The organism is Streptomyces sp. CRCS-T-1, assembly GCF_024442335.1.
Classification (GTDB): Bacteria; Actinomycetota; Actinomycetes; order Streptomycetales; family Streptomycetaceae; genus Streptomyces; species Streptomyces koelreuteriae.
In genome coordinates this window covers 16,937-30,180 of record NZ_CP101651.1, presented here as the reverse complement: position 1 = coordinate 30,180, position 13,244 = coordinate 16,937, and the positions used below count along the sequence as shown (strand labels likewise).

7 protein-coding genes are annotated in these 13,244 nt (G+C 70.6%); 4 read left to right on the top strand and 3 right to left on the bottom strand.

Annotated features, from left to right (window positions below):
- Position 1: 1 nt before the first annotated feature.
- Positions 2-3,739 carry a hypothetical protein gene (locus NNW99_RS00115; RefSeq protein ID WP_215116520.1) on the bottom strand — a complete coding sequence of 1,246 codons (3,738 nt, stop codon included), beginning with the start codon at positions 3,737-3,739 and terminating at the stop codon, positions 2-4.
- A gap of 265 nt (positions 3,740-4,004) precedes the next feature.
- Between NNW99_RS00115 and NNW99_RS00110 the strand changes: the two genes are divergently transcribed.
- Complete coding sequence (locus NNW99_RS00110) at positions 4,005-4,808, top strand: NPP1 family protein (protein ID WP_215116519.1); 804 nt, start codon at positions 4,005-4,007, stop codon at positions 4,806-4,808.
- Positions 4,809-4,898: 90 nt separating this feature from the next.
- Here NNW99_RS00110 and NNW99_RS00105 read toward each other — a convergent pair whose 3' ends face one another.
- A complete protein-coding gene (locus tag NNW99_RS00105) occupies positions 4,899-5,570 on the bottom strand; it encodes a pyridoxamine 5'-phosphate oxidase family protein (protein ID WP_215116518.1) in 672 nt (223 codons plus the stop codon).
- Positions 5,571-5,807: 237 nt separating this feature from the next.
- On the opposite strand from NNW99_RS00105, the gene NNW99_RS00100 reads away from it, so the two are divergent.
- Positions 5,808-6,158, top strand: a complete 351-nt coding sequence (locus tag NNW99_RS00100; protein ID WP_251057647.1) for a transglycosylase family protein — start codon at positions 5,808-5,810, stop codon at positions 6,156-6,158.
- A 33-nt stretch (positions 6,159-6,191) separates the two neighbouring features.
- On the opposite strand, the gene NNW99_RS00095 is transcribed toward NNW99_RS00100, so the two are convergent.
- The gene (locus tag NNW99_RS00095) at positions 6,192-8,024 is read right to left on the bottom strand and encodes a SpoIIE family protein phosphatase (protein WP_215116516.1); all 1,833 of its coding nucleotides are present in this window, start codon (positions 8,022-8,024) and stop codon (positions 6,192-6,194) included.
- Positions 8,025-8,340: 316 nt separating this feature from the next.
- Here NNW99_RS00095 and NNW99_RS00090 point away from each other — a divergent pair, with 316 nt between their 5' ends.
- Positions 8,341-12,489, top strand: a complete 4,149-nt coding sequence (locus NNW99_RS00090; protein WP_251057646.1) for a HAMP domain-containing protein — start codon at positions 8,341-8,343, stop codon at positions 12,487-12,489.
- Positions 12,486-13,079, top strand: a complete 594-nt coding sequence (locus tag NNW99_RS00085; protein ID WP_215116515.1) for a two-component system response regulator — start codon at positions 12,486-12,488, stop codon at positions 13,077-13,079. Before NNW99_RS00090 ends, NNW99_RS00085 begins: the two co-directional genes overlap by 4 nt.
- The last annotated feature ends 165 nt before the right edge of the window (positions 13,080-13,244 follow it).

The following is a 13,244-nucleotide window of genomic DNA, read 5'->3' as shown; positions in this document are numbered from 1 at the left end:
GTCAGGCCCCGCACACCTTCCGGTACGCCACCTCCGGCACGTACGTCCGCCACTGCGCCCTGGTCAGGTTCGAGGACCGTGCTCGCGCGCAGATCTGATCGACCGCCCGCTCGGGGTCGACGGTGTAGCGATGCAGCGGCACATGAGCCCCGCCCGCGTACAGCGTGCTGCTGTCGGCCGAGAAGGCGAGGGATGCCACGGCCTCGCCGGGGGTGGGCAGCCGACCGCCCAGGGGCTGCTGGGTGAGGGTGTCCCAGAGCTGGAGCGTGCCGGTGTCGCCGCCCACGGCGAGGGTGCGGCCGTCGGGGCTGAGAGCGAGCGCGCTCACTTCCTCGGGGGCCGATCCGGCGAAGGAGGAGGGAAAGAGGTTCCGCAGGATCCCCGCGCGATGGCGCAACCCGCCGTCCCACAGCGCGACCCGCCCGGTCCGGTCGCTCGCCGCCAGGACCCGGCCGTCGATGCTGAACGCGAGGGCGCTGATCCGCTCGCCCTGGACGAGGTCCCGGGCGGTGCCCGGCCCGTCGGGCAGCCCGGCCACCCGGTTGTCACCGACGATCAGCCGCCCGTCGGGACGCACCATGAGAGGGGTGCCGGCCGGCCGGGAGTCGGCGGCGACCCCCTCGCGCCGCCCGCTGACGGTGTCCCACGCCTCGTTGCGCAGCTCGCCGGCGGCAGCCCTGCGCGTCGCGTGGAGGGTGCGGCCGCCGGGGGACAGGGCGACGCCGACGACCGCCGTGCCCGTCGACAGGTCCACCGCGCCACGGGCCCGGTCGCCCGTCACGTTCCAGACCGTGAACCGCTGCGGCCCGCCCCGCCGTCCGGTCGAGGAGAGACCGTAGACGAGGGATCTGCCGTCCGGGCTGTACGACATCAGGGGCAGGCCGGAGTCGGGGGAGACGGGGGGTGCCGGGAGGGCGCGGATCAGGCGGCCGTCGTCGGTGGCGCGCAGCGCGAAGCCGTAGGCCCTGCCCGGCCCGCGCAGCGGGGAGAGCTCGGCGGTGGCGAACGTACGGCCGTCGGGGCTCAACAGCACCGCGTCCAAGGGGCGGTCGCGCCATGCGGCGGTGACGGTCGTGGTGAGGTCGAGGGTGTGGACGGTGCCGCCCTCCAGATAGCGCAGGACGGGCGTGCCGGGGTCCCAGGCGAGCCCGCCGTGGACGTGCTGGTTGGCCAGGGGGTGACGGAAGACGAGGGACGGGGTGTCCGACAGCCGCCAGATCCGGACCTCGTCGGCGCAGGCGGTCGCCATGAAGGAGCCGTCCCCGCTGAAGGAGGCGTACCGGACCCCGGGATCGGCGAGGTCGGCGACCTGGCGTCCGGAGCCGATGTCCCAGATCCGCACCCCCTCCGGAGTGGCGACGGCGAAGCGGCCGTCGCCGCGACCGGTCCCGCCGCCCAGCACGGTCAGTGAGGCGCCCTCGTCGCAGAGCCCGCCGCCCGCCTTCTGCCACGCCCCGGGCAGCGCGCGGTGGGTGACTGTGTCCCAGACCTGAGGTGTCCCGCCGTCCGGGCAGACCGCCACCAGTCGGTCGTCGGCGCTCGGCGCCACGTCGGCCCGGTCGACGCCCTTCGCCTCGAACAGCAGCCGGTCGTCGGCCACCGAACGCAGCCGCACCCCGTCCGGGCCGCTCCCGCCCAGCAGATAACTGCGGCCGCTCGGCCCGACATCGAGGTCATGGCGGTCCGGCGCCCTGGGCACCCCGGTCCAGCGGCCGGCCGTCGTGTCCCACAACCGCGTACCGCCGTCCGCGGCGACGGCGAGGAGCCGGCCGTCCGGACCCACCGCCCGGACCTCGCCCTTCGGCAGCCGTCCCAGGCCGGTCCGGCGGCGCGTGGTCACGTCCCAGGTCCGCCAGGTGCCGTCGTCGACGCTGAGCAGGACACGGCCGGAGTCGACCAGGAAGCGCCGGGAGGCGTAGCCGGGAGCGGGGTCGGTGAAGGCGTCCGGCTCGGGCTGCGCGAGGGAACCCAGCAGGGCGCGGCGGGTCTCCGGGAGCGGGGCCATCCGCCAGGCGGCCACACCCAGCAGCAGGGCCGCACGGGGGTCGGTGGTGCGCAGGCCGTCGGCGACCGCGGCGATGCGTCGGGCGGCGTTCGCCGTGTGCTGCCGGGCGTTGTCCTGGTGCTGCTGCCAGGCGACGAGACCGGCCACCAACGCGGTGGCCAGCAGCGCGGACAGCGCGCTCACCACGACCCTGGCCCGCCGCCGGGAGAGGCTCGCGGCCCGCCGCTCCGCCTCCCGCGCCTCGAACCCCGCGGCCAGGAACGACCGCTCCGCCACTGTCAGCGCGGGGTCGCCGACATGGTCCGGGAACAGCTCCTGCGCGCGCACCAGCCGACTGCCCCGGTACAGCGCGCCCGGGTCACGGTCGTGCTCCAGCCACACCCGGGCCGCCTCGGTCAGCCACCGGTGGTGACGCAACCGCTCCCGGGACTCCTCGACCCAGCCGTGCAGCCGGGGCCAGCAGCTGATCAACGCCTCGTGCGCGAGATGCACGGCCTCCTCGTCGACGGTCAGCAGACGGGCCCTCGCCAGCCGCTCCACCACCTCCGGCACATTCCGGTCCGCCCACTCCTCCAGGTCGGTCCGGGACAGCGCGCGCCGGGTGTCCGGGGTGCCCTGGCCGGGCTCCACCAACCGCAGCAACAGCAGCCGGGCCGTGCGCGCCTGGTCCGGGGTCAACTGCCCGTGCACCTGCTCGGCGCTGGCCGCGATCGCCCCGCGCACCCCGCCCGCCGCCTCGTACGCGGCCAGGGTCAGCAGCCTGCCCTTGCGGCGCCGCCAGGTCTCCAGCAGGGCGTGCGAGAGCATCGGCAGCGCGCTCGGCTGGTCCAGGACCTCCTCCACGATCCGCGCGGTCAGCTCCCGCTCCACCAGCAGCCCGGCCGCCTGGGCCGGCTTCACGACCGTTTCGCGCAGTTCGCCCGCCGTCATCGGACCGACCAGCAGGGCGGCCCGGACCAGCGCGTCGGCCAGCTCCCGGTGCTCGGTGCAGCGGGCGTAGAAGTCCGCCCGCACCGCGATCAGCACCCGCAGCCGGCTCTCCGGATCGCGGGCCGCGAGCAGCAGGTCGAGGAAACGGGCCCGCTCCGCGCCGTCCCGGCACAGCGTGAAGACCTCCTCGAACTGGTCCACCACCACCCAGCTCTCCGGCTCGCCCTCGGCGGGAGCCAGCAGATGCCCGTACGTCCGGGCCGGTCTCGCCCCCGGTGTGAACACCCGCAGCACCGCCGCACGGGACCGGTCCGCGATCTCCTCGCGCAGGGACGGGATCAGACCGGCCCGCAGCAGCGAGGACTTGCCGCTGCCCGAGGCCCCGAAGACCACCGCGAACCGGTGCTCGCACACCAGGTGCCTGAGCTCGTCCACCAGCCGGTCCCGGCCGAAGAACAGCGCACGGTCGCCCGGTTCGTACCGGGCCAACCCCCGGTACGGCGCCCCCGCCTCGCCCTGGTCCCGGACCAGTACCCCGGCGGCCTCGACCTCGGCCTCCTTCCAGCAGGCCTCCCACTCGCCCGGATCGCCCCCGCAGGCCCGTACATAGCCCTGGACGACGGCGAGCGACGGCAACCGCTCACCCGCCGCCGCCTGCGCGAGCGTGGTCGCGGAGAAACCGGCCGCCACCGCCATCACGCGGTACGAGGGGCCGCCGGCGGCACGGCGCAGTTCGCGCAGCTCGTGCGCGAAACGCTGTACGGGACCGGCATCCGGATTCAGAGGTCGTTCGGGACGCCCCACGGGCCCACCCACTTCCGTGCGGCAGACGAGAACGAAGTTCAGAGCGTGAACGTATGTTTTGGTCTGATCCGTCGTAAACCAACACAAGGTGTGACCTTGATTACGGTCACGGAATCATCGCGCCGGACAATCCGGCTGTAGGGCGAAGTTGTTTTCCGTGGCGAAAGGAGGTGCCTGACAACCCTCCGGTTGTCAGCCTCGGTCCCGTCGCGCCGCACTTCGGCGCACAGCACCCCTCGTGGACCGAGCAAAACGGAGGAGCCGGATGTCCCGGTCGAAGACAATGAACGGCAGAGCCAAGGCCCGTCTCGGCAGGCTCGCCCTCGTGGCAGGCAGCGTCGCCGCCCTGACCCTCACCCACGCGGGCAGCGCGAGCGCCGCCATCCTGACCCCGCTGCCGCCGAACGCCAGCACCTTCCAGACCAAGTACAAGCCGTTCTTCGACTACGACTCGGACAGCTGCTTCCCCGCGGCGGCCATCGACAACAACGGCACCCTGAACGGCGGCCTCAACAATTCCGGTTCGATCACCGGCGGATGCCGCACGAACCACCTCGGCAAGGCCAACACGTACGCGCAGTCCCTGTGCAAGAACGGCTGGTGCGCCTACGTCTACACGCTGTACTTCGAGAAGGACCAGTGCGACCCGACCAGCATCACCGACTGCGGGCACCGCCACGACTGGGAGTCCGTCGTGGTGTTCCAGAAGCAGGGCGAGGAGAGGCCCCGCTTCCTGTCCGCCTCCCGGCACGGCGGCTACAGCACCCACCCGATCAACGAGGTGCCGATGGACGGCAACAACGTCAAGATCGTCTACCACAAGGACGGCGCGAGCACACACGCCTTCCGCTTCGCGCAGTGGGGCGAGACGGCCGAGGCCTGGGGCGACGGCGGCTGGGACAAGCCGGGCCTGCTCACCCTCGACAACATGAGGAGCGACCTGCGCACCAAGCTCTCCAACGCCAGCTGGGGCAACGCCAACTTCCCGCTGGCCGGCGCACTCGTCGGCAACATCAACAAGGCACGCGGCGCCGACAGCCGGGCCGTGGCCGCCATGCCGGCGTTCTGAGCAACGCCGGGCCTGCGAACCGCGGCCGCCGACGCACCCCTCCCCCAGGGCGTCGGCGGCCGCTTCCCGCCGGGTGGGACAAGGCGAAGCTCAGCGGGAAGCCAGTCCCCGCTCCTGGGCCGCCGCCCCGAAGTAGTCGCCACCCTTGCGCTTGACGTCGTCGGTGCCCCAGGCCTGCTCGCCGTCGACGGCCGAACCGTCCGCCCTGGCGGCGTTCTGCCGCAGCGGCGCCTTCACCATCCTCGGTATGTGCTTCGAACAGTGGATGTACGCCTCCTCGACCTCGACCTCCACCCACACATGGGGACGACGCCCGGGCACCGGATCCATCGGCAGGTCGGGATACCTCTGGCGCATCGAGTCGTCGGCGACCAGCCGCGCCCGGCCGTTGACATGCAGGCCGATCCGGTCCTGGGCGAAGTCGATCATCAGCAGGCCGACATGCGGGTTCTCCCGGATGTTGCCGAGCGAGGCCATGACGCCGTTCCCTCGGTACTCCGGGTAGGCCAGGGCCCCTTCGCCGAGCACCTGGAGAAAGCCGGGCGGGCCGGCCCGGAAGGTGCTGTCGCACTCGCCGTGACGGTCCGAAGTCGCGAGGAAGAACATCTCCTGGCGGGCCACGAACTCCCGCATGCGTGGGTTGAGCCGGTCCAGCACCTGCTCGTCGTAGAACCGGTCGGCGCGGCCGACGGTGCCCAACTCACGTTGGATCTGGTGCTCGCCCTGGCTTCCGGGCCGGTCCGCCCGCTCATCGTGGTGCAACGGTCCTCCTGACGGTTCACCTCGGCGCAGGCGACTGATTCAGTCACCCGCCAGGCCGAAAAAGCACCACCGGCCATGCAGGAGAGGGTAGAGCAGTCGCCCGCACGGCAATTCGGTGGACGGTAAGGAGGCCGGAGCGGACCTGCCTTCTTTTGGCGTAGGAGTTCATGTTCTCAATTCGCCACATATGTGACGCGGTGCAACCGTCTACATATGATTTCGTCACAGAGCGTTGAAATGATCAGAACGCGCGACGGTCGCCGCCGTAGGACGAGTACGGCATTCGTACTCTTCGCGGCCGCCGTCATACTGGGCGTCGCCACCAGTGCGGAAGCCCAGCCGTCCGCGCGGTTCGGCCCTGACTGGGACGCCATCGCCGCGTGCGAGTCCGGCGGCAACTGGAAGGCCAACACCGGCAACGGCCACTACGGCGGCCTGCAGTTCACCCAGTCGAGCTGGGTGGCAGCGGGAGGACGGAAGTTCGCCCCACGCGCCGACCTGGCCACCCGCAAGGAGCAGATCACTGTGGCCAGGCGGCTGGCGGAGCTGCAGGGCATGTCCGCATGGTCCTGTGCGCGAGTGAAGTAGCCGGTGGCGTAGGCGGAGTCGCCGCGGGAGCCGCTACGAGGGCGGCTCCAGAGGGTGGCTGGTCGTGATGGTGCCAACGCTCCTGAGCACCGGCACCGCTTCGAGCACGAGGATGGCGAGGTCGTCGGCGAGGGGCTGAGTGCTGAAGTCGTGGGCGGTCTGGCGGATGCGCTCGGCGATGGCCTTGGCCCCGAGCCCGGTGCAGGTGGCGAGGATGCGGGCGAGGCCGTTGTTGTCGTCCAGTTGTCGGGTGCCGTTGCGGCGTTCGGTCACGCCGTCGGTGACACAGAGCAGCGTTTCGCCAGGTGTCAGGGTGATGGTGTCGGCGTGGTAGTTGGTGTGTTCCTCGACGCCGAGGAGTATCTGAGGATGGGCCGCTGATGTGACGGTGCCGTCGGTCGTCAGACGTAGGGGCGGTGGGTGCCCGGCACTGGCGATGGTGCACCGGGTGCTGCCGGTGTCGGCGTCCGGTTCGAGTTCGCCGTAGAGCAGGCTGAGCAGGCGGGGGCCTTCGTGTTCGCCGCGGGGCACGGTCGATTCGGCGGCTTCCTCGGCCATCGCGTGGTTGAGACGGTTGAGCAGCGCTTCCACGCCGTGCCCCTCGCGCGCGAGCAGCCGTACGAGATGGCGGGCGAGACCGGTGACGGACATGGCCTCCATGTCGTGCCCGGAGACATCGCCGAGGAGAAAGCACCACCGCTGCCCGCCCATGGGGAAAAGGTCGTAGAAGTCACCGCCGACGTCCTGGCCTTCGGCCCAGGGCTCGTAGACGATCGCCGTGTCGACGCCGGGGATGGCGGCGAGCGAGGTGGGCAGCTGCCGGCGCTGGAGCGTACGGCTGATGGTTGCCTGGCGGGTGTAGTGGCGGGCGGTGACCACCGCCTGGGCTGTGCGGCGGGCGACGTCCTCGACGAGCCGTACGACGGTGTCGGTGAGTTCGGGTTGTCCGGCCTGGCCGATGACGAGCGTGCCGTGGTAGCGGCCGCCGGCGACGAGGGGGAAGGCCAGGGCCGAGCCGCCCGAGTTGTGGGTGGACTCGGATTCGGGCCAGGGCCAGGGGAGCCCGGTCGTGCTGAGGGCGGCGCTCGGGGGGTCCTTCTCCAGGGACCGGCGGAGGGCGCGGATGTGCTGTTCGTCGGTGTGCCAGACACGGGAGAGCCGTAGGCCCGTGTGCTCGGTGGTGAGCCATATGCCGCACCAGTCGGCGAGTCTGGGGACCAGGAGCTGTCCGGTGAGGGCGGCGACCATGTCCTCGTCGAGCTGTCCGGCGAGCAGCTCTCCTGCCTCGGCGAGGAACCACTGCCCCTCGCGTTCGGCCCACTGGGCCCGGTGACCGGGGTGTCCGCGCGGCAGGACGGGCTCCGGGGGAGGCGGCGGGCGGCGGGCGATCTCGACCGGGAGCCCGGCGATACGGTGCTCGGTGCCGGCGAGCGGGGGCGCCGCCGTGGCGCACTCCAAACGGACCCAGGTGGCCTTCCCGGTGCGCCGGCAGGTCACGCCCCAGGATTCGGCCAGTGTGTGCATCAGCTGCCGGCGGTAGCCGTGCACGGGGCTGTGCGGGCTTGTGGTGCCGCCGGGGCGGCGGGCGGGGCCGTGCTCCAGCACTTCGACCACGACACCCACCCAGCCGGCCCCGGAGCCGGCCTGCGCGGTCCCGACCTCGAGGTGACAGGCCACTTCGAGGCCGGACCCGGCGTGTGCGGCGGCGTTGGTGACGAGTTCGCAGGCCAGGAGCACGGCATCGTCGACGCACCGGTCACTGATCGTGGGCGCTGCGGGGGAGTGGGGCGCGGTCCGTTCGGTGAGCACGGCACGCACGAACTTCCGTGCCGCCGAGGCCGCGAGTTCGTTGGCGGGTACATGCATTCTTGCCGCTGCCGTGGAGCGCGGACCCAAGGACCGTGCTGTCTGCGACCCCGCTTGTGGCCTCACGGCGACCCCTGCCCAGCTCACTGCGGACGACTACAGGTCGAATGTAGCCTAAATGGTGAGTGGTCATATTTTGTGCCAAGAGAAGTGTGTTGTCATGGATTCTGTCGCTCGCTCTGAACTCGTTTCCAATGAGCCGGAATCCGGGGAGCGGCAGCCCGCTGCGACCGGTTCCGCGGACGCGGGACGGCCTGCGCCCGGTCCGGGGGGTGAGTGGGTCCATGTCGCCGAACTGCGTCCGCTGCTGGCAGCCATGAACTCTCTGTGTGACGGCGATTTCACCGTACGCATGGGTAGCGCGCCCGAGGGGATCCTCGCGGACCTGGCGGGCGTGTTCGACCAGATCACCACGCGGAACGCGCACCTGGCTTCGGAGCTGGAGCGAGTACGCCGCGAGGTGGCCCGGCAGGGACGGCTGGACGAGCGGCTGGCGGCGAGTCCCGGCTCCGGTGGCTGGACGACGAGCGTGGACGCGGCCAACGCGCTGCTGGAGGCCATGTCCGTCCCGATCGTCAATGCCACGCGCGTCCTGGACGCGGTCGCCGACGGTGATCTGACGCAGCGCGCCGAGCTCCACGACGGCAGACGCCAGCTCCGCGGTGACCTGCGGCGCCTGGGGCGCGGGGTGAACCGCATGGTGGAGCAGCTGTCGCTGTTCACGGGCGAGCTGACCCGGGTCTCCCGGGAGGTCGGTACGGAGGGCCGTCTCGGGGGGCGCGCCACGGTGCAGGGTCTGGCCGGCGACTGGCGCTATGTGACCGAGGCGGTCAACACGATGGCGTCCCGGCTGACCGCACAGGTACGCGACATCGCGGTGGTGACCACGGCCGTCGCCCGCGGTGATCTGACCCGGCAGGTCACGGTGGAGGCGACCGGCGAGCTGCTGGAGCTGAAGCTCACCGTGAACACGATGGTCGACCAGCTGCGGGCGTTCGCCGACGAGGTCACCCGGGTCTCCCGCGAGGTCGGCACGGAAGGGCAGCTGGGCGGCCGGGCACAGGTGCCGGGCGTGTCCGGGGTGTGGAAGGACCTCACGGACAACGTCAACTTCATGGCGTCGAACCTGACGTCCCAGGTCCGCAACATCGCCCAGGTGACCACGGCGGTCGCCACCGGCGATCTGAGTCAGAAGATCACGGTGGACGCGCGGGGCGAGATCCTGCAGCTCAAGCTGACGGTGAACACGATGGTCGACCAGCTGTCGGCGTTCGCGGGCGAGGTCACCCGGGTCGCCCGCGAGGTCGGCACGGAGGGCCGTCTGGGGGGCCGGGCCCAGGTCCGCGGGGTGTCGGGAGTGTGGAAGGACCTCACCGAGAACGTCAACTTCATGGCGGACAACCTGACCTCGCAGGTCCGCAACATCGCCCAGGTGGCGACGGCGGTCGCGCAGGGCGATCTGGGCAAGACGATCACGGTGGAGGCCAAGGGCGAGATCCTGGAGCTGAAGTCGACGATCAACACGATGGTCGACCAGCTGTCGGCGTTCGCGGGCGAGGTCACCCGCGTGGCCCGCGAGGTCGGCACCGAGGGCAATCTGGGCGGTCAGGCGCAGGTCCGCGGGGTGTCGGGGGTGTGGAAGGAGCTGACGGACAACGTCAACTTCATGGCGTCGAACCTGACCTCGCAGGTCCGCAACATCGCCCAGGTGACGACGTCCGTCGCCACCGGCGATCTGAGTCAGAAGATCACGGTGGACGCGCGGGGCGAGATCCTGCAGCTCAAGGAGACCGTGAACACGATGGTCGACCAGCTGCGGGCGTTCGCCGACGAGGTCACCCGGGTCGCCCGCGAGGTCGGCACGGAGGGCCGTCTGGGAGGCCGGGCGCAGGTCCGCGGGGCGTCGGGGGTGTGGAAGGACCTCACGGACAACGTCAACTTCATGGCCTACAACCTGACCTCGCAGGTCCGCAACATCGCCCAGGTCGCCACGGCCGTCGCCCAGGGCGATCTGTCGAAGAAGATCGACGTGGACGCGCGCGGCGAGATCCTGGAGCTGAAGACCACCATCAACACGATGGTCGACACGCTCTCCTCGTTCTCCTCCGAGGTCACCCGCGTGGCCCGCGAGGTCGGCAGCGAGGGGCAGCTCGGCGGCCAGGCGCGGGTCGAGGGTGTCTATGGCACGTGGAAGCGCCTGACGACGAACGTCAACGAGCTGGCGCTGAATCTCACCACTCAGGTCCGGGCGATCGCGGAAGTGGCCAGCGCGGTCACCCAGGGCGACATGTCCCGCGCCATCACGGTCGAGGCACAGGGCGAGGTCGCCGAGCTGAAGGACAACATCAACCTCATGGTCTCCAACCTCCGCGAGACCACCCGCGCCAAGGACTGGCTGGAGTCGAACCTGACCCGCATGGCGGCGCTGATGCAGGGTCACCGCGACCTGGTGGAGGTCGCCGACCTGATCCTGCGTGAGCTGACGCCGCTGGTGAACGCGCAGTTCGGAGCGTTCTTCCTGGCCGAGGCGGGAGCACCGCCCGGCGAGGGCCTGCAGTTCATCGCCGGGTACGGCACCGACCAGACAGGCGGGGGCAGCCCGCTGCCCGGCAGCGGCACCCCGGGCCGCGGGCTCATCGCACAGGCCGCGCAGGAGAAGAAACGCATCCTCATCACGGACGTCCCGCCCGACTACATCACCATCAACTCCGGCCTCGGCACGTCCCGTCCGGCCAGCATCGTCATCCTGCCGATCCTCTTCGAGGACCAGGTGCTCGGGGTGATCGAACTGGCCTCGCTGAGCAGGTTCAACGATGTGCACCTGGCCTTCATCGACCAGTTCGTCAACACGATCGGCGTCTCGACCAACACGATCATCGCCAACTCCCGTACGGAGTCGCTGCTGTCGGAGTCCCAGCGCCTCACCTCCGAGTTGCGCGAGCGGTCCGACGAACTGCAGCGCTCCAACGCCGAACTCGAGGAGAAGGCCGCACTCCTCGCGACCGCCTCGCAGTACAAGTCGGAGTTCCTGGCGAACATGTCGCACGAACTGCGCACACCGCTGAACTCCCTGCTGATCCTCGCCCGTCTTCTCGCCGACAACCCCGACGGCCACCTGGCCGAACAGGAAGTGCAGTTCGCGACCACCATCTACCGCTCAGGCTCGGACCTTCTCCAGCTGATCAGCGACATCCTCGACCTGTCGAAGATCGAGGCCGGCCGGATGGACGTACGCCCCAAGACCCTCCCGCTGATCAAACTGCTCGACTACGTCCACGCGACATTCCGGCCGTTGACCATCGACCGAGGGCTGGGCTTCGAGATCGCGGTCGAGAAGGACGTACCGGCCGAGCTGTACTCCGACGAACAGCGCCTCCAGCAGGTACTGCGCAACCTGCTCTCCAACGCGGTGAAGTTCACCCACGACGGCCATGTCGAGCTGCGTGTCAGCCGGGTGCTGGGCATGCACTTCACCGAGGAGACACTCAAGAACGCCGATGCCGTCATCGCCTTCTCCGTCAAGGACACCGGGATCGGCATCGCCACCGAGAAGCTTCCGATGATCTTCGAGGCGTTCCAGCAGTCCGAGGGCACCACCAACCGCAAGTACGGCGGCACCGGCCTCGGCCTCTCCATCAGCCGGGAGATCGCCGGAATGCTCGGCGGCAAGATCGTCGCCGAGAGCGAGCCGGGCGTGGGCTCCCGCTTCACCCTCTACATCCCCGCGCTCCACCCCGGCGCCACGGCGGTGCAGGGCCCCGCGGACCTGCGCACCGTCGGCACCGCACCCGCCCTGCCCCCGCAGACCGCACCGCCGCCGGATGCCACCGCGGACACCTCACCCGAGCACATGCTCGACACCACGGAATCCCTCCAGCCCGGCACCGCGTCCCCGGACCACCTCCCCGAAGACCTGACCGGCGACGGCCAGACCGCCGAACCCGCCAACGGCCGCGAGGACACCTGGCCGGAGACCACCCGTCTCAAGGAATGGCTCAGCGGCCGCCCCGGCCGCGTCCTGGCGGGCCGCCGCATCCTCATCGTCGACGACGACATCCGCAACGTCTTCGCCCTCACGCACGCACTGGGCCGTGTCGGCATCACCGTGCGGTACGCGGAGAACGGCCGAGAGGGCCTGGAGGTCCTGGAACGCGCCTCCGACGTCTCCCTGGTCCTGATGGACATCATGATGCCCGAGATGGACGGCTACGAGACCATCCGCACCATCCGGGACACCCCCCGCCTCGCCCACCTGCCGATCATCGCCCTCACCGCCAAGGCCATGCCCCAGGACCGCGACAAGGCCATCGACAGCGGAGCCAACGACTACGTCCCCAAGCCGGTCAACATCGACCGCCTGCTCTCCGCCATCTGCGACGTACTCGACCCGCCCACCGATCCGCAGCCCGCACCGGACCCGGCCAGCGCCGACGCCGCCGATGATCCGCCCGAGGACGCACGATGAACACCAACCTGGCCAACCCGTGCAGCATCCTCATCGTCGACGACATGGAGGAGAACCTCATCGCCTTCGAAGCCGTACTCGGACCGCTCCACCAGCACCTGGTCCGAGCCCGCTCCGGAGAGCAAGCCCTCAAAGCCATGCTGCGCCAGGAGTTCGCCGTCGTCCTCCTCGACGTCCGCATGCCCGGCATGGACGGCTTCGAGACCGCCGCCAACATCAAACGCCTCGACCAGACCAAAGACGTCCCCATCATCCTGGTGACCGGCACCGACCGCGGCGCCGACTACGCCTATCGCGGATACGCCATCGGCGCCGCCGACTTCATCGCCAAACCCGTCGACCCCTGGGTCCTGCGCACCAAGGTCACCGTCTTCCTCGATCTGCACCGCAAAACCCGCCAACTGGCGATGCGCGCCACCGGCACGGACACCGACCGCCTCACCGAGATCACCCAGCAACTCACCGAGATCAAACTGCTCCTGCGCAACAGCCCCGACACCGAACCCGACATGACGGCCCTCGCGGACCGCATCGCGGAGGTGGAACGCGCGGTGGGAACGCTGCTCCCGGGGCGCAGCGCCGCTGAGTAGGAGTGGGGGCAGTCGGCTGGGCGTTGCGTACCCGCCGCCCGGCGCTGCCCGCCTCGCAAGACGCTGCGCACGAAGGGCCGTGCGCCCTTCGCAGTGGCCGTGGACGCGCAGACGGTACGGAGCTGGCATGTCCGCTCCCACCTCCCGGGAAATGAAACAATGAAA

Excerpts from the sequence above, each read along its gene's own strand:
- NNW99_RS00110 (WP_215116519.1), top strand. The coding sequence starts at position 4,005 with ATGTCCCGGTCGAAGACAATGAACGGCAGAGCCAAGGCCCGTCTCGGC.
- NNW99_RS00100 (WP_251057647.1), top strand. The coding sequence starts at position 5,808 with ATGATCAGAACGCGCGACGGTCGCCGCCGTAGGACGAGTACGGCATTC.
- NNW99_RS00095 (WP_215116516.1), bottom strand. The coding sequence starts at position 8,024 with ATGCATGTACCCGCCAACGAACTCGCGGCCTCGGCGGCACGGAAGTTC.
- NNW99_RS00090 (WP_251057646.1), top strand. The coding sequence starts at position 8,341 with ATGAACTCTCTGTGTGACGGCGATTTCACCGTACGCATGGGTAGCGCG.
- NNW99_RS00085 (WP_215116515.1), top strand. The coding sequence starts at position 12,486 with ATGAACACCAACCTGGCCAACCCGTGCAGCATCCTCATCGTCGACGAC.